Source organism: Akkermansia sp. UNK.MGS-1 (assembly GCF_000980515.1).
Lineage (GTDB): Bacteria > Verrucomicrobiota > Verrucomicrobiia > Verrucomicrobiales > Akkermansiaceae > Akkermansia > Akkermansia muciniphila.
Window position 1 is genome coordinate 98,907 of the sequence record NZ_LBCB01000014.1, and the last position, 15,678, is coordinate 114,584.

14 protein-coding genes, 1 tRNA gene and 1 pseudogene are annotated in these 15,678 nt (G+C 57.0%); 7 read left to right on the top strand and 9 right to left on the bottom strand.

Annotated features, from left to right (window positions below; genetic code table 11):
• Positions 1-181 precede the first annotated feature (181 nt).
• Complete coding sequence (locus tag WW58_RS09035) at positions 182-829, top strand: NAD(P)H-dependent oxidoreductase (RefSeq protein ID WP_022197559.1); 648 nt, start codon at positions 182-184, stop codon at positions 827-829.
• A 12-nt stretch (positions 830-841) separates the two neighbouring features.
• Here WW58_RS09035 and WW58_RS09040 read toward each other — a convergent pair whose 3' ends face one another.
• Complete coding sequence (locus WW58_RS09040) at positions 842-1,618, bottom strand: RluA family pseudouridine synthase (RefSeq protein WP_046437213.1); 777 nt, start codon at positions 1,616-1,618, stop codon at positions 842-844.
• 14 nt (positions 1,619-1,632) lie between these two features.
• The gene (locus WW58_RS09045) at positions 1,633-2,325 is read right to left on the bottom strand and encodes a pseudouridine synthase (RefSeq protein ID WP_046437039.1); all 693 of its coding nucleotides are present in this window, start codon (positions 2,323-2,325) and stop codon (positions 1,633-1,635) included.
• Between the two features lie 136 nt (positions 2,326-2,461).
• Here WW58_RS09045 and WW58_RS09050 point away from each other — a divergent pair, with 136 nt between their 5' ends.
• From WW58_RS09050 to WW58_RS09060, 3 genes are all read left to right on the top strand, one after another.
• Positions 2,462-3,844 (top strand): tetratricopeptide repeat protein, encoded by a 1,383-nt coding sequence (locus WW58_RS09050; protein ID WP_022197556.1) that lies wholly within the window; start codon positions 2,462-2,464, stop codon positions 3,842-3,844.
• A gap of 34 nt (positions 3,845-3,878) precedes the next feature.
• Positions 3,879-4,079 (top strand): hypothetical protein, encoded by a 201-nt coding sequence (locus WW58_RS13405; protein WP_128220526.1) that lies wholly within the window; start codon positions 3,879-3,881, stop codon positions 4,077-4,079.
• A 168-nt stretch (positions 4,080-4,247) separates the two neighbouring features.
• Positions 4,248-4,763, top strand: coding sequence for a zeta toxin family protein (locus WW58_RS09060; protein WP_046437043.1), 516 nt, complete (start codon positions 4,248-4,250; stop codon positions 4,761-4,763).
• A gap of 129 nt (positions 4,764-4,892) precedes the next feature.
• Here WW58_RS09060 and WW58_RS09065 read toward each other — a convergent pair whose 3' ends face one another.
• The 4 genes and pseudogenes from WW58_RS09065 to WW58_RS09075 all read right to left on the bottom strand — a co-directional run bounded on the left by WW58_RS09065 (position 4,893) and on the right by WW58_RS09075 (position 7,632).
• Positions 4,893-5,642 (bottom strand): amino acid ABC transporter ATP-binding protein, encoded by a 750-nt coding sequence (locus WW58_RS09065; RefSeq protein ID WP_123052439.1) that lies wholly within the window; start codon positions 5,640-5,642, stop codon positions 4,893-4,895.
• Entirely contained in the window at positions 5,635-6,285 is a 651-nt protein-coding gene (locus tag WW58_RS13785; protein ID WP_046437217.1) for an ABC transporter permease subunit, read from the bottom strand. The genes WW58_RS09065 and WW58_RS13785 overlap by 8 nt, the downstream gene beginning before the upstream one ends.
• A 120-nt stretch (positions 6,286-6,405) precedes the next feature.
• Positions 6,406-7,287, bottom strand: a pseudogene (locus tag WW58_RS13790) (transporter substrate-binding domain-containing protein); the annotation flags it as partial.
• 268 nt (positions 7,288-7,555) lie between these two features.
• Positions 7,556-7,632, bottom strand: a tRNA-Pro gene (locus WW58_RS09075).
• 102 nt (positions 7,633-7,734) lie between these two features.
• Here WW58_RS09075 and argC point away from each other — a divergent pair.
• The 3 genes from argC to WW58_RS09090 are packed head-to-tail and all read left to right on the top strand — an operon-like array spanning position 7,735 to position 10,577.
• A complete protein-coding gene (gene argC / locus WW58_RS09080) occupies positions 7,735-8,778 on the top strand; it encodes an N-acetyl-gamma-glutamyl-phosphate reductase (RefSeq protein WP_022197550.1) in 1,044 nt (347 codons plus the stop codon).
• A gap of 9 nt (positions 8,779-8,787) precedes the next feature.
• Positions 8,788-10,065 (top strand): bifunctional glutamate N-acetyltransferase/amino-acid acetyltransferase ArgJ, encoded by a 1,278-nt coding sequence (gene argJ, locus WW58_RS09085; protein WP_022197549.1) that lies wholly within the window; start codon positions 8,788-8,790, stop codon positions 10,063-10,065.
• Positions 10,066-10,076: 11 nt separating this feature from the next.
• Positions 10,077-10,577, top strand: coding sequence for a YkgJ family cysteine cluster protein (locus WW58_RS09090; RefSeq protein WP_022197548.1), 501 nt, complete (start codon positions 10,077-10,079; stop codon positions 10,575-10,577).
• Positions 10,578-10,660: 83 nt separating this feature from the next.
• Here WW58_RS09090 and WW58_RS09095 read toward each other — a convergent pair whose 3' ends face one another.
• The 3 genes from WW58_RS09095 to WW58_RS09105 form a co-directional block, all read right to left on the bottom strand.
• Positions 10,661-11,848: a tetratricopeptide repeat protein gene (locus tag WW58_RS09095; RefSeq protein ID WP_022197547.1), complete on the bottom strand. Its 1,188-nt coding sequence runs from the start codon at positions 11,846-11,848 to the stop codon at positions 10,661-10,663.
• Positions 11,849-11,978: 130 nt separating this feature from the next.
• Positions 11,979-13,004, bottom strand: coding sequence for a hypothetical protein (locus WW58_RS09100; RefSeq protein ID WP_022197546.1), 1,026 nt, complete (start codon positions 13,002-13,004; stop codon positions 11,979-11,981).
• A gap of 172 nt (positions 13,005-13,176) precedes the next feature.
• Positions 13,177-15,678 (bottom strand): excinuclease ABC subunit UvrA, encoded by a 2,502-nt coding sequence (locus WW58_RS09105; RefSeq protein WP_046437047.1) that lies wholly within the window; start codon positions 15,676-15,678, stop codon positions 13,177-13,179.

The window sequence follows — 15,678 nt, forward strand, 5'->3', positions numbered from 1 at the left end:
GGATGGAGAGCGGCCTGTTTCCGGCGTGCCGGGCAGGAAGAAAGGAAGAAGGGGTAAGGAGCCGCTGCCGCGCTTGTGCCGGAACCTTGGCTTGCATTCCGGCAGGGAAACGGGGAAAATGCCAGGGCATGGAACAAGCTGCGGCGGAAAACCGTCCGGCTTCCTGCACGAATAATCATACATGAATATGAACGCACAGGAATTGATCGAGACGCTGGAATGGCGTTACGCCACCAAGGTATTCAATCCGGACCGCCGCATTCCGGCGGAGGACTGGGAAGCCCTTCTGGAATCCCTGCATTTGAGCCCTTCCTCCCTGGGGCTTCAGATGTGGAAGTTCCTTGATGTCCGGGATCCCGCCGTGCGTTCCCGGCTTAGGGAAGTTTCATGGGGACAGCCCCAGGTTACGGACGCTTCCCATCTGGTGGTTTTCTGTGCCCGCAGGGATTTCAAGCCGGAAGACGTGCAGCGCTATCTGGAACGTATTGTGGAAGTGCGCGGTGTTGCCATGGACTCCCTGGACCAGTACCGCGCCCGCATTTTTGAACTGGTGGATTCCAAGTCTCCGGAAGTGCTGAAAGCCTGGCTGGAACGGCAGGTGTACATCGCCCTCGGGTTCATGATGAGCTGCGCCGCGGATCTCCGCGTGGACACCTGCGCGCTGGAAGGGATGGATCCGGCCGCCTATGACCGCATTCTTCATCTGGAAAATTCCCCTTATTACACGCTTTGCGCCCTGGCTCTGGGTTACCGGAATGAAGAGGCGGATAAGTACGCCCGTCTGGCGAAAGTACGTTTTGACCGGGATGAAGTCATTCCGGTCATCTGACGGAGTTTTTTACTAATCCCCGGTTTCAAGCAGTAGCCGCATGTCTTCCGGCAGGGGGGCTTCCGCGGTGAAGGTTTCTTCATCAAACGGAAATTCCAGCCGGCAGGCATGCAGCGCGTGGCGCGGCAGAACCAGCCGCTCCTCCAGTTCCCGGCTCCATCCGTGCTGGATGTATTCCAGATAGCAATGTTCGGACGGACCGTAAATTTTGTCACCCAGGATGGGATGTCCCAGGTGCGCCAGATGCACGCGTATCTGGTGCATGCGTCCCGTTTCCGGAATGCACCGAACCAGCGCCAGGGGGCCCCGGCGTGTATTCCATGTCCGTTCTTTCCGGAAAACGGTAGTGCATGCTTTTCCGGCTGGGTGCACGGCCTGTTTGACCCATATGCGGCTTTCCGCGACTTCCCCCTGTCTTAAAATGGGGGCGGTGCATGCTGTTTCCGTCCATTCAGGCCATTCCTGCACGATTGCCAGATATTCCTTGTGTATCAGGCGCCGCTGCATGGCTCTTCCCAGCTCCCTGGCTGCCTTTTTGTTTTTGGCGACCAGCGTCAGACCGCTGGTTTCCCTGTCCAGTCTGTTGACTAGGGAAAGGACGGCTCCGTTGGCTATTTCATAGCTTAGCAGGGCTTCCACGCCTTCCAGGAGGCAGGGTTCCTTTTTCCCGTTGGACGGGTGGACGATGAGGGGCGCTCCCTTGTCCACCACAATCCAGTCCCCGGATTCCGCCGCCACCTCAAAGTGCGGAAAACAGGCAATTGGTGCTTCGGAAATGGGAATCCACATGGCGGATGGGAGGTTTACAGCGCATCCGGACGGATAGGAGCCCATTCCCCCGGTTTCAGGTTCAGGCTGTCCAGATGCAGGGAGCCGATGGAAACACGGCACAGAGATAAGACGGGAGCGCCTACGGCAGCCAGCATGCGGCGAACCTGGTGGTATTTTCCTTCCGTAAGAATCAGCAGGGCGCGTCGCGGTTCCCGGATTTCCAGCAGGGCGGGGGCGCAGGGGCGGGTTTCCCCGTTCAGCGTGAGGGTTCCGGAGGCGAACAACTCTACGGCTTCTGTCGGAATGTCCTCCTCCGTGACGGCTTCGTAAACTTTGGCGACGTGATGGCGTGGGGAGGTCATGCGGTGGATGAATTTTCCGTCGTCCGTGAGGAGAAGCAGGCCGGAAGTTTCTTTGTCCAGCCGTCCTACGGAAGAAACCGCAGGGTTCCTGTGCCGCCACTGGAAGGGCAGCAGGTCGTAAATCAAATCCCCCTCCCCGTCGTCATGGCTGCAGGTGTACCCTTCAGGTTTGTAAAGGGCGGCGTACAGGCCGTCCGGGAATTCCACAGGTTCTCCGTCCAGTAGGATGCCTTCCGCCTGCACCTTGTCCGTGGGGGAGGAGCATGGTTTTCCCTTGAATGTAATGGAGTGGCGTTTGATCCAACCCGGCGCTTCCCTCCTGGAACAATATCCGTAGCGGGATAAAAGGGCATCCAGTCTCATGCGGCATATTTTTTCCTAACGGGAACAAAAAACAAGGTTGAAGTATGCCTCCCCGGCTGATAGCATTAAACTATTACATGCGGGGCCGCCCTGGTGGGGCGCTGCCGTTGTTCACCATTTACGCTTATATAGTTCCATGATTGAAACGATTACAGAAGAACAGTTGACTCCCCAGCAGGCCGAATTTTGGGTGCGCGCCCGCCAGGCGGTGGACATGAACAATTATCCCTATGCCGTCAGCCTGCTCAAGGCCCTGGTAAAGCAGCTTCCCGGTTTTCTGGAAGGCCGCAAGGCGTTGCGCGCCTGTGAAATCAAATTGAATCCGGAGGCCAAGAGAGGGGGGCTGTTCAGCGGCATGAAAATCAGCACCAGCAAGCTTACTTCTTCCAAAAAGGACGCGGCTACCCAGCTTTCCGCTTTGGAAGACGAATTGGAAAATGATCCTTACAGCATTCCGGTAAACGAGGCCCTGTACACGGCTGCCATGGAAGTAAATTTTCCGGATCTGGCCGCTTTTGCTCTGGAGACCGTTCGCCAGGGGCATCCCGGCAACAAGAAAATGCTCCACATGCTGGCCTCCCATTACGTTTCCCGGGATATGCCGGCCCAGGCTGCGGAAGTGTACCATGACCTTGTGAAGCTGGATCCCACGGACAGTGTGGCCGTAAAGAGCGAAAAGGACTGCATGGCGCGCGCCACGATGCAGCAGCAAAAGTGGGAGGAGGCTAAAAGCTTCCGGGACGTGATGAAGAACTCATCGGAAACGAACACCCTGGACAAGAGCGACAAGAAAGGGCTCACCCGTGCGGAACTGGAAGAGCGCCTGGGGCTTCTCTCCGCCCGTTACGCCCAGAACCAGCAGGATCTGGCCGTCGTGCGCGACATTGCCGGCGTTTATGAACAAATGGAAGATTGGGCCAATGCCTATTCCTTCTATAATTACGCGTTCAGCCTCAGCAACAATGATATTTCCCTGGAAAACAAGGCCTCGGAAATGAATGAGCGCTGCCGCAAGGCCCAGGTGGAGGAAATCCGCCGCCGCGCTGCCGCGGAGCCGGATAATAAGGAACTTCAGGAACAGCTTGCCCAGTTTAGCAAGGAAGCTGCGGAGCAGCAGGTGGCTTTGTGCCGCCAGCGTGTGGAAAACAACCCCACGGACCCGCAAACCCGTTTTGAGCTGGGCCAGGCCCTCTTCGACTGCGGCAATTACACGGAAGCCATTCCGGAACTCCAGCGTGCCCGCAACAACCCCCATATCCGCATCCGTGCCATGCTGTTGCTCGGCAAGTGCTATGACGCCAAGAACATGCATGATATGGCCCTGCGCCAGCTGGAGGAAGCCAATAAGGAATTAATAGAAATGAATGACACCAAGAAGGAAATCCTTTACATGATTGGCTTGCTTTATGAAAAGCAGGGCAAGAAGGGGGAATCCCTTGCTGCATTCCAGCAGATTTACGACGCCGAGTACGGCTACCGCGACGTAGCCAGGCGCGTGGAATCCTCTTACGGCAATTAGGGCGGTTCCCGTTTTGTGCCCGTAATGGGACGCCGTGTTCAAAGCCTTTGCCGGAAACGGCAAAGGCTTTGCTGTAGGAAGGTTATTTTTATTTCTGCGGACGAGAACCGTAACAGCTTTTATTCCGGCGGGCAACGGAGAGGGGCGGGAGACCTTGTGTTTTTTCTTGTCCGTTCCGGAAGGAACTGAAAAAATGAAGAGAGAGCAAGCTGATGCAGGCATTGCTTACGATTGATGTTCAAGGTGATTATTTTACGGAATGCACTGCATGCAGAGAATCCTGTGAGTATGTTGGCAACTGGTTAAGTATGGATATCACCAACGAATACGAAAGGATGCCGGATATTGGCTGCATGGGAAAGATTGGGGTTCTTTCTTATGAAATGCCAGGGAGGGAAGTCTTATGATTCTTTTGATTGGCGGCAGCACGCATACAGGGAAAACACTCGCGGCGCAGCGGGTGCTTGAAAAATATTCCTATCCCTATTTATCCATTGACCATTTAAAGATGGGGTTGATACGCAGCGGGATATGCCCTTTCTTTCCTGAAAGCCCCGATGAAGAGCTGACTCCCTTCCTCTGGGGCATTATCAAAGAAATAGTAAAGACCGCGATTGAAAACGGTCAAAATTTAGTGGTGGAAGGTTGCTATATTCCCTTTGACTGGAAGAAGGATTTTACGCAGGCCTGCCGGGAACGGATACGGTATGTATGCCTTATTTTTTCAGAAAATTATATTCAAAGGCATTATCATGATATCCTGAACCATGAGAATGCGATTGAACGGCGCATGGAGAGTTCTCCCGTTACGCAGGAAGAGTTGCTGCGTGAAAACAGGGACAATCTTGAAAAATGCAGGTTCTATGGCTGTGACTATCTGTTGATTGACGAGTCTTATAACGTGGAGATCATGTTGTAGAGAACAGAGGCTTCCCGTTGTCCGGGGAAGGAAAGAGAAGGTTATTCTAAATTGCTTGGTTTATAGGCGCAGGCGGTAAGAGAGAGGTTCTTCCTCTCTTCCTCTGTATTTTTTCCAGAACTGCCCGTGTCAGAGCACCTTGGAAAAAAACTCCTGCAGTCTGGGATTGGCGGGGCGGTCGATAACGCGGTCCGGAGGCCCTTCTTCCACAATTTTCCCTTTATCCATGAACAGGACGCGGGAAGCCACCTCCCGCGCGAACCCTATTTCATGGGTAACCACTACCATCGTCAGTCCTCCCTGCGCCAGCTCCTTCATCAGGGAGAGCACTTCTCCCACCATTTCCGGGTCCAGGGCTGATGTCGGCTCGTCAAACAGGATGACATCCGGATTCATGACTAGGGCGCGCACGATGGCGATGCGCTGCTTTTGGCCTCCGGAAAGCTGGAGGGGATAGGAGTGCCTCTTGCCGTACAGCCCAATGCGTTGGAGAAGGGTTTCCGCCTGGTCTGCTGCCTCCTTTCTGCTGGAGCGTCCCGTTTTAACCGGGGCGATGGTGATATTTTCCAGAATGGTCAGGTGCGGGAAAAGATTGAAATGCTGGAAAACCATGCCTACATGCTGGCGGAATTGATTGACGTCCGTTCCGGGAGAGGTAATCAGCTTTCCCTTGAAACGGATTTCTCCGGAGGTCGGTTCCTCCAGCAGGTTCAGGCAGTGCAGGAAGGTGCTTTTACCGGAACCGGACGGGCCTACGATGAAGACCACTTCACCCCGGTCAATTTTCGTGGTGACATCGTTGACTGCCGGCACGGAGTTGAATTCCTTAACCAAATGGCTGATTTGGAACATGGGAGTGTTTCCAGGATGTTCATTCATTGTTTTTCAGTTTTCTTTCCAGTTTGCCGAGCATCCAGCTGAACAGCATGACCACGGAGAGGTAAATCAAGGCCACGGCCGTCAGCGGCATGAAGGCGGTATAAGTCTGGCTCCGGATGATGTCGCCGCCCTTGGTCAGATCCTGGAGGGCGATATAGCCGGAGACGCTGGTCTCCTTCAACAGTACGATAAATTCGTTTCCCAGAGAGGGAAGTACATTTTTAAAGGCCTGGGGCAGGATAATGTAAATCATGGTTTGGGCATATCCCAGGCCGAGGCTGCGCCCGGCTTCAAATTGTCCTTTGTCAATGGACATAATGCCGCCTCTGATGATTTCCGCTACATAGGCGCCTGAGTTGAAGCCGAAGGCCACCACGGCCACCAACACTTTGCTGACATCCACGGAGCCGAAGATGACAAAATAGATCATGAGCAGTTGAACGACCACCGGCGTGCCGCGGATGGCTGTCAGGTACAGTTTGCAGAGGGCATTCAGGAAACGGAGATTGCCCGTTTTGTCATGCGTGGCGCGGATGACGGCCACCACAAAGCCCACCAGAATGCCCAGCAGAACGGAAAAGAAAGAGACCTCCACCGTCACCAGAAAGCCGTTGGTCAGGTATTTCCAGCGGCCTTCCTGCATGAAATTGACATAAAAGGATTCTTTCAGGTCCAGCCATGTATTTTCCAGCCAGCCCCCTCCGGAAGCGTGTTGTTCGGGACCGGCAGCGGATTTAACCTGCATGGCCGCATAAGCGTTCCGTATTTCCTCCAGCTTTCCGGAGGCTTTCAATGCTGCAATGGTGTCGTTAATATCCTGAAGGAGAACCGTATCTCCCTTGCGGACGGCAATGGCGTAGGATTCGGAAGTGAGGGGTTCCGGCAGAATTTCCAGCCGCTCATTGCCCGCTACGTACATTTTTGCCGGATCCTGGTCAATGACGGCGGCGTCCACCTTGCCTGCCGCCACGGCGGCCACAGCCAGCGCTCCGTTAGGGAAGCGTTCCGGCTGCTGGATGTTCCGTGTGACGTAAATGTCTCCCGTGGCCCCGTGCTGCACTCCAATTCTTTTGCCGCGGATATCTTCCCGCTTCCGGATGGGAGAACCTTTGGGAACGATGATAACCTGAGCGGCTTCCACATAGGGAATGGAGAAGTCCACTTTCCTCCTGCGTTCCGGCGTAACCGTGATTCCGGAGGCGGCTGCGTCCGCCTTCCCGGAAACTACAGCCGTAATCACGGAATCAAAGCTCATGTCTTCAATGACCAGCTCCCTGCCGGTGCGCCGGGCTACCTCCCGCATGATTTCCGGGTCAATGCCCAGGATGGTGTTTCCGTCCCGGAATTCGTAGGGAGGGAAAGTCGCTTCCGTCACCATCAGGATTCTGCCGTTTTCCGCCGCTGGTGCGCCGCAGCATAGGAGAAGCCAAAGCGTCAGCAGGGCTCCGAGATGATTCAGAAAGGAAATGGATGGCATGAAAGCAAGGGGGAAAAGGTGAAGTCTGAACCGGCGGGGTATATGATTTACCTGCCTGCAACGCAATAAAAAACTGTTTCTTCCCGGTTCCGGTTTGTCCTGTCTCACGGCAGGGAAGCGGAGTAGCGGGCCGGTCGGAGAGGAAATGGCAATGAATATGAATGGCATGAACCCGGCAAATACCCAGGATTTTTTTGTTTATTAGCAAGAGGGAGGAAATGTATCTTGTGATAATTTTCCCGATTAATTTTTCCAAAGGGAGGGAGGATCAGACTTCCTGCTTTGAGGGCGGTGTATATTTGGTTTTGGAAAATTGTCATGCATTCAGAATGTGATGCATGGCAGAACCATAGGACCGGGTGGAATACCGTGCAGAGCAAAAAAGTTTGAGGCCTTGCAGAATACTTCATTCTGCAAGGCCTCACGAATGGGAAAATGGTCGGGTTGACAGGATTCGAACCTGCGACCCCCTGCACCCCATGCAGGTGCGCTACCAGACTGCGCTACAACCCGATGAACTCGGACCGACCGGGGTCGTGTCTCATGACGGCGAGGTGTATATAGGAAAACTTTAGTGTTGGCAAGAGTCTTTTTTCATAGCATACCTTTTTTGTCATGAAGCAAGTTCAAGTTGCAGTCGTCGGGGCCAGTGGCTACACCGGGCAGGAATTGTTGCGCATCCTGCTGAACCATCGCGGGGTGAAGCTGGTGTGCGCTACTTCCCGCCAGTATGCCGGGCAGCCGTTGTGGGAGGTTTTTCCCCGTTTCCGTCAGGTTCCGGGTTCCGGTCTGAAGTTTACGGATTCCGATGTGGAGGCGATTGCCGCTACTGGGGCGGAGGTCGCTTTTCTGGCCCTGCCTCATGGCGTGGCTGCTTCCTATGCCCGCGGCCTGGTGGACAGGGGCGTGCGCGTGATTGACCTGAGCGCGGATTTCCGTCTGGACAGCCCGGAGGTGTACGAAGAGTATTACGGGAACCCCCACCCGGATACGGCCCTGATGCAGGAAGCCGTGTACGGCTTGCCGGAGTGGCGCCGGGAGGAGATTGCCCGGGCTCGCATTGTGGCTTCTCCCGGCTGCTATCCCACCAGCATTCTTTTGCCTCTCATTCCCTTGTTCAAGGCGGGCATGCTGGAGCCGGAGGACGTGGTGGTCTGTTCCGGCAGCGGCGTGAGCGGAGCGGGGCGCAAGGCGTCCATTCCGCTGCTGTTCTGCGAGTGCAATGAGAGTTTTCATGCCTACGGAGTGCCGAAACACCGCCATTTGAGCGAAATTGAACAGGAGCTTTCCCATGCCGCGGGGGAAACGGTGGTGATGTCCTTTACCCCCCATCTGATTCCCGTTAATACGGGCATCTGCTCCACGATTACGGCCAAAGTGAAAAAGGGGGCGGACCCCGAATGCGTCGGCCGCCTGCTGGAAGAAGCTTATGCCGCGGCCCCGTTCGTCCGCCTTCTGGGGCGCAACCAGCCTGCGGATACCAAGAATGTAACGCGGACGAACTGCGTGGACATTGGCTGGGCTTATGATCCCCGCACGAACCGCGTGATTCTGATGAGCGCGGAGGATAATGTGGTGAAGGGGGCGGGGGGCCAGGCCGTTCAGTCCTTCAATATCATGTGCGGATTTGATGAAACGGAAGGCTTGTGGGTTCTGTAGCTTTTTGATATGTTGAAAGACACTTTCAAGACGATGAATGATTCATCCTATATTCCGGTTGACGGGGGCGTTTGCGCGCCCCGGGGATTTTTGGGGAGCGCCGTAAGCTGCGGCATCAAGAAGCCTACAGCCACGCGTCTGGACCTGGCCCTGATTTATTCCACGGAACCCTGCGTGTCCGCAGGAACGTTTACGACCAACCGCGTGCAGGCCGCCTGCGTGAAGGTGAGCCGGGAGCATCTCCGGAAAGGAAATATCCGCGCCATCGTAGCGAACAGCGGGAACGCGAACGCCTGCACCGGAACCCGTGGGGTGGAGGACGCCAGGGGCGAATGCCGCAGCGTTGCGGAGCTTCTGGGGCTGAAGCCTGCAGAAGTGGCCGTATGTTCCACCGGCGTGATTGGCCTGCCAATGCCTATGATGCGCATTTACCCGAAGTTTCCGGAATTGGCGGAGGGGCTTTCCCGTGACAAGGGGCATGAGGTGGCCCAGGCCGTGATGACCAGCGACACGAAGGAGAAAATCATTGCCATTGAGTTTGTAGTGCAGGGTAAACCCGTGCGCATCGGCGCCTGCTGCAAAGGGGCGGGCATGATCAATCCCTGCATGGCGACCATGTTGTGTTTTATCACGACGGATGCGGGCGTTTCCCGCGATGTGCTGGAGCTGTGCGTCCAGTCCGGAGTGAAGAGTTCTTTTAACTGCATCACCATTGATGGAGACATGAGCACGAATGACACGGTTCTGGTGATGGCGAATGGGGCATCCGGCGTGAAGCTGGAAACTCCGGAAGATATTTACGCATTCCAGCAGGCTTTGGCCCATGTGATGCTGGAACTGGCCAAGCACATCGTGCAGGACGGAGAGCGGGTGACCAAGTTCGTCACCGTGCATGTGACGGGAGGCCGCACGGAGGATGAAGCTAAAAAAGCGGCGGAAGCCGTAGCCAAGTCTTCCCTGGTGAAGAGTTCCTGGAACGGGAACGATCCCAACTGGGGGCGCATTATTCATGCTGTGGGCTACTGCGGAGCAAAGGTGGACGAAGAGAAGATAGACATTGACATCGCCGGTCTGGCCGCCTGCCGCGGCGGCGTGCAGGCGGATACTCCGTCCGACGATTTGCGGCAGGCCGTGCAGGTTCCCGCGTTCCAGGTGGATATCAATTTGAATCGGGGCGAGTTTTCCCATACGGTGTATACCACGGATTTGTCTCCGGAATACGTGGATTTCAACCGTTCCGAGTATGCGTACTGGAACCAGGCGAAGGCGGACGGCCTGACCTGTTAACCGGTTCAGTCATGGCGCGTGGCAAATGCCGCCAGGGAAAGGCGGGGGGAATGGCTCCCTCCGCCGGGATGCTGATGGAGGTGCGGCGCCTTCTGGATGAAGGCGCTTTCCGCGCTTCCCGCGCCCAGCGTTTCTGTACCGGCGCTGCGGATTGCTGCCGGTTCCGCCTGACCGGGGAGACGCCGCATGTAACGCTGGGTGAGGCATGGGTGGCCTGGAAGGCGTGGCGCGCTTCCGGACGTACCCGGCTGGAGCTGCCTCCGGACGGGAGCTGCCCTTTTTTAAGCGGGCAGAGAAAATGCATGATTTATGAAGGCAGGCCGTTAGCGTGCCGCACTCATTTCTGCGTGCCGGCCGGGGGCGCCTTGCCCCGCCGGGAGGTCATTGACCTGATTCATGCGCTGGAAGATATTGACGCCGCGCTGGGCGGCGATGGCGCGTCCCGGCTTCCGGAGGCCGTGGAACGGCTGTCCCGAAAAGGCCCGGCGGACGGAAGGAAGAGGCGGCGATGACTGTCCGGGGTTTTGACGGCTGTCAGGTATCTATTTCCGGGCGGGGACATGTTTTCCCGCATGTGTTGATGACCGGAGCCACGTCAAGGAGATGGGATTTCCCGGGGAGGCAGGCAGGAAAACGACTTTTCAGTCCTCCGAGTCCGTTTTTTCTCTTTTTCCTGTTTGGAAGCCAGATGGCGCAGGGCGCTGGCGGCCTTTTTGTTGCCGTGCCGGACGGCTTTCAGATACCATTCTTCCGCCTGTTTATCGTCCTGCTCAATGCCGTAGCCGTGGGCGTAGCAGTTGCCCACATTAAACATGGCTGTGGCGTTGCCCTGTTCTGCCGCCTTAAGGTACCATTTCAGGGCTTCTTCCCGGTTGACGGGCGTTCCTTTTCCGTTCAGATGGCACCACCCCAGGTTGAGCTGGGCTGTTGTATGCCCCTGTTCTGCGGCTTTGGTGTACCAGTGGACGGCTTTGGCCATGTCCACTTCCATGCCCCGGCCGTTGCCGTAGCACCATCCCAGCGTGTATTGGGCCGTAATCTGGCCCTGAAGGGCTGATTTGTGATACCACACCAGCGCTTTGTCCAGATCCGGCTCCACGCCGAAACCGTTTTCATAGCACCAGCCCAGATTGTATTGGGCCGTAGCGTGGTTCTGCATGGCGGCTTCTTCATACCAGTAAGCGGCTTTCCGCGGGTTTTTGGGGGTCCCGCTTCCGTTGCCATAGCACCAGGCCAGGTTATACTGGGCGCGGGGGTCTCCCTGTTCCGCGGCCTGCTTGTACCAGTATACGGCCTGTTCCCAGTTTTTCCGGCTGGGGCTGTTGGCATAAATCCAGCCGAGGTTGAGCTGGGCTACCGCATGGCCCTGTTCCGCCGCTTTTTTGTACCACCCGATGGCCTGGTGTTCGTCTTTTTCCACTCCCAAGCCGTTGACATAGCAGAACCCAAGGTCAAATTGCGCGGTGGGGTGCCCCTGTTCGGCGGCTTTCCGGTACCAGTAAAAGGCCTTGTCGTTGTCCTGAGGGGCGCCGATGCCGTTGGAATAGGCCCATCCCAGATTGAGCTGGGCGGTAACGTGGCCCAGTTCCGCCGCCTGCTGGTAGCAGTAGAAAGCTTCCTGCTGGTTTTCCGCCACCCCGCGCCCCTGTTCGTAGTTGATTGCCAGCTGGAACAGTGCCTGGGCGTCTCCTTTCAGAGCTATTTGCTGAAGGGTTTCTACGTCGACGGAATAGGTGGAGACGGTGTTTTCCTGCTCGCCGTGGTTGTGGGAAGCGTCATTCATTTCACAGGTAACCGCACTGGGGAACACTGGGACAATTTTTGCTCTCCTGAACTTGTGCGCTCGCCGATTCTGCACATTTCCCCCATAAGAATCAAGACCCGTTTTTATTGGGGCCGGAGTTCGGAAAGCGTTACCGTCCAGCGCGCCTGCGGCGGGACAGGGCAAGGAATGAACCGCAGAGGAAGAGGATTCCGGCGCCGGGTTCCGGGATTCTCAGATCTCCCAGCGGAGCGGTGAAGCTCTGTATTTCCCCCAGGCGGATGCCCGACAGTCCCGCTTCCTCGTAATTATAACTGTACACGTCGTTTTCTCCATCCAGGCTGGTCAGATAAATATCGCAGTGGGAGGAGCCGTATTCGTCCGTATAGTCGTTCACGACTACTTTCTGGCGGAACATTTCCACAGCGTAGTCGTCCGAATCCGTCAGGTAGATAATCAGATTGCCGTCTTTGTCCGTGTCGTAGCCCCACATGGTGATGGCGTGGCCTCTCCCTTCTTCCCCGACGGTCAGCGTGGTTCCCCAGTTGTTGTTGATGCTGTTTGTCAGTTTCTGGTAAACGCCGCTTCTGGTGTCTCCTTCCCAGAAGCTGTATGCGGAAAATAAGGGGTTGTCAACAGCTCCTCCGCTTGAGGACTGCGGGACTGTCAGTCCCAGCTCTTTCCAGTATCCTCCGGGAGCTGTCGTCGTAGAAAGGCTCGGATAGGCGGTGGTATCCAGCATCCCGCCGTTGACCCACCAGTTGTAGGCCTGTTCCACGGAGCCTCCGCTGTTTGTCCAGTTCGTGGAGATGGTTTGGTAAATGGCCAGCTGGGCGACCTGCGGCATGACATCGTAAGTGGCGGATTTCCCGTTGGGCGTGGTGGATTTCAGGTCGCTTCTGGTATCCTGCCACCATTGGAGAACGTTGGATGCCGCCGCCGCCCAGCAGATATTCTGGTCATAAGGAAGGTACAGCCATTCTGTAGGCCGTGCGGAAACCGGAGGATTTAACGGGTTGGTGGGGTGGGGCTTGGTCCCCCATGTCCATTTGGTTTTTTTATTGCAATCATACCATCCGCCGGATTCGGAGACGTTTTCAAGGAATACGGGCGCGGCATGAAGCGTTCCGGGAAGTAACAACGCCGCCAGAGCCGAAGAGAGGAAACGGAGAGTCATAGGAAAAAGGAATACGTAATTCCTTTTTTTGTTAAAAAACAGGGAGGTCGTCAAGATAATAAATAGGGGAAGGAGACGAATAAACTCCGGGAGGCAGATTTTTTCCCGAAGACGCCGGGAACGGGATGTCCGGAGGACAGGACAGATGAGTGATTTTCAGGGGCTGCCGTTGTTAACGGGGGACGAGCCAGGGAGAAGTGGGCGATTCCGGATTGGACGCTACATCTGCGGGGGAGCCCTCGGCCACGATATTGCCGCCGTGCCTGCCGGCTCCGGGGCCCATGTCCACCAGGTAGTCCGCGGCATTGAGCAGGTCCTTGTGGTGTTCCACGCAGAGGATGGTGTGCCCGGCATCCCTCAGACGGAAAAGGGCTGCCAGGAGAAGGGCCACTTCATTGAAGTGAAGGCCGCTGGTGGGTTCGTCCAGAATGAACAGGGCCCTTTTCCCGTCTTCCGCCAGTTTCCAGGACGGGGCTTTGGCCAGTTCCGCAGCTATTTTTATGCGCTGGGATTCTCCGCCGGAAAGGGTGTCCGCCCTGCGGTTGAGATTGAGGTATCCCAGCCCTACGTCCTGCATGCTTTTCAGGATGGCGGCGGCTCTGGGCAGGGAGGAAAAGAATTCCGCCGCTTCGTCCACGGTCAGGGCCAGCGCCTGGGCAATGGATTTCCCTTTCCAGGTGACTTCCAGCGTTTCCCTGTTGTAGCACTGCCCCTGGCAGGCGTCGCAGGGCATTGCCACGTTTCCCAGAAAGTTCATGTCCACTTCAATCATGCCCGTTCCCTGGCAACGTTCACAGCGGCCTCCGCGAATGTTGGGGGAAAAGCGCGCCGCCGTATATCCCCTCTGCTTGGAAAGGGGGAGCTGTGCGTAAAGGGGGCGCAGCACCTGGAGCAGGCCGGTAGCGGTGGCCGGTGTGGAGCGCGGCGTTTTGCCGATGGGCGACTGGTCGATGACGACGAGGCGGTTGAAGTGTTCCGTTCCCTGCACGCGGAGCGGAATACCCTTTTTCCCGGAGAGGTCTTGCCTGACTGCGGGGATGAGGCAGTCCCGGACAAGGGTGGATTTTCCTGAACCGGAAGGGCCGGAGATGCAGGTCAGTGTGCCGACCGGGATATTCAGAGTGACGTTGTTGAGGTTGTGCTTGTCCGCACCGGTCAGTACCAGACGCCCCGCAGGAGCCGTCTTGCGTCCGGAGGCGGGCATATTTCGCTTGCCTGAAAGCCATTCTCCGGTGGGGCTTTCGGCATTTTCCAGTATCTCCGCAAGGGAGCCCTGTGCCAGAATACGGCCTCCGTTGGTTCCGGAGCCGGGGCCCATGTCCACCAGGTGATCCGCCGCGGTTAGAATTTGTTCATCATGCTCTACGACCAGTACTGTGTTGCCCTGGTTCCGGAGCGTCCGGAGAGCGCGGAGCAGGCGGTCCGTATCGGCGGGGTGCAGTCCGGCCGTGGGTTCGTCCAGGATGTAAAGGACTCCGGAAAGGCCGCCTCCCAGCTGGGAAGCCAGGCGCGCCCTCTGCAGTTCGCCTCCGGAGAGGGTGTTTGCCTGGCGGTCCAGGGACAGGTAGGAGAGTCCCAGCTCATTCAGGAAGCGCACGCGTTTGTTGATTTCCTCCATGAGCGGGGTCAATGCCGCCGCCAGGGAGGAGGGCGTTTTCAGTCGTTCCAGTTCTCCTGCCATATCTTCCAGAGGAAGAGCCGTCAGTTCCGCGAGATTGTAGGCCCGGTCCGGCGCAGGCATGGTGACGGCCAGGGCCAGAGGGGAAAGACGCTGGCCCCCGCAGGCGCGGCACGGACCGTTTTCCTGTTCATTCAGGCCGGTTCCCCGGCAGGAGGGGCATGCCCCCAGCGGGGAGTTGAAGGAAAAATGGCGGGGCGTAAGCTGGGGCAGAAGGAAGCCTGTTTCCGGATTGCGGTAGCGGGTGTGAAAGGCCCGGATTGAGGCTTCCTCTCCTGGTATGGTGATGATGGCCCGCACTTCGTCCGGATTGATACGGAGAGCCGTTTGCAGGGAATCCGCAATGCGCGAGGCCGTATTTTCCCCTCTGACGATGAGGCGGTCAATGACCAGGGCCGCGTCCGGAGGCGGGGGGACGGGGGAACTTATTTCTTCAATATCCCGCATTTCTCCGTTCCAGTAAACCCGGAGGAAGCCCTGCCGCTGGAAGTCGCCCAGCGTCGCTGCGGGATCCTGGGCCAGCAGGTTTTCCGCCGGAGCGGCCAGAATCAGGCGCGTGTGTTCCGGCAGGGAAACGAGTTCCTCCGTAATCCGGTCCGGACTCTTGCGTTCCAGTTCCTTTCCTGTCTCCGGGTCATGGGGCGTGCCGGCAGCCGCGTAAAGGATGCGCAGGTAGTCCAGAATTTCCGTGATGCTCCCCAGCAGGGTGCGGGAACTCTGCTGCCTGGCGGATTGCTCCAGGCACAGGGCCGGGGGCAGCCCGGTAATGCTGTCCACTTCCGGTTTTTCCGGTTGATCCATGCCCTGCCTGGAGCGTGCCGACAGGCAGTCCAGAAAACGCCTGCGGGATTCGGAAAAAAGCGTATCAAACGCCAGGGAAGATTTTCCGGAGCCGGAAGGGCCGCAGAATACGATGAGCTTGTTGGACGGAAGATCCAGATCCAGGTTCCGGAGGTTGTGCTGGCGCGCGCCGCGGATGGAGATGGGAAGATTCAT

What these genes read in the sequence shown, in the direction of transcription:
- WW58_RS09045 (WP_046437039.1), bottom strand. Translation starts at nt 2,325, where the DNA reads ATGAGACTGGATGCCCTTTTATCCCGCTACGGATATTGTTCCAGGAGG.
- argC (WP_022197550.1), top strand. Translation starts at nt 7,735, where the DNA reads ATGAAGCAAGTTCAAGTTGCAGTCGTCGGGGCCAGTGGCTACACCGGG.
- WW58_RS13785 (WP_046437217.1), bottom strand. Translation starts at nt 6,285, where the DNA reads ATGCAGGAAGGCCGCTGGAAATACCTGACCAACGGCTTTCTGGTGACG.
- argJ (WP_022197549.1), top strand. Translation starts at nt 8,788, where the DNA reads ATGTTGAAAGACACTTTCAAGACGATGAATGATTCATCCTATATTCCG.
- WW58_RS09060 (WP_046437043.1), top strand. Translation starts at nt 4,248, where the DNA reads ATGATTCTTTTGATTGGCGGCAGCACGCATACAGGGAAAACACTCGCG.
- WW58_RS09050 (WP_022197556.1), top strand. Translation starts at nt 2,462, where the DNA reads ATGATTGAAACGATTACAGAAGAACAGTTGACTCCCCAGCAGGCCGAA.
- WW58_RS09065 (WP_123052439.1), bottom strand. Translation starts at nt 5,642, where the DNA reads ATGAATGAACATCCTGGAAACACTCCCATGTTCCAAATCAGCCATTTG.
- WW58_RS09100 (WP_022197546.1), bottom strand. Translation starts at nt 13,004, where the DNA reads ATGACTCTCCGTTTCCTCTCTTCGGCTCTGGCGGCGTTGTTACTTCCC.
- WW58_RS09095 (WP_022197547.1), bottom strand. Translation starts at nt 11,848, where the DNA reads ATGAATGACGCTTCCCACAACCACGGCGAGCAGGAAAACACCGTCTCC.
- WW58_RS09040 (WP_046437213.1), bottom strand. Translation starts at nt 1,618, where the DNA reads ATGTGGATTCCCATTTCCGAAGCACCAATTGCCTGTTTTCCGCACTTT.
- WW58_RS09090 (WP_022197548.1), top strand. Translation starts at nt 10,077, where the DNA reads ATGGCGCGTGGCAAATGCCGCCAGGGAAAGGCGGGGGGAATGGCTCCC.
- WW58_RS09035 (WP_022197559.1), top strand. Translation starts at nt 182, where the DNA reads ATGAATATGAACGCACAGGAATTGATCGAGACGCTGGAATGGCGTTAC.
- WW58_RS09105 (WP_046437047.1), bottom strand. Translation starts at nt 15,678, where the DNA reads ATGAATCTTCCCATCTCCATCCGCGGCGCGCGCCAGCACAACCTCCGG.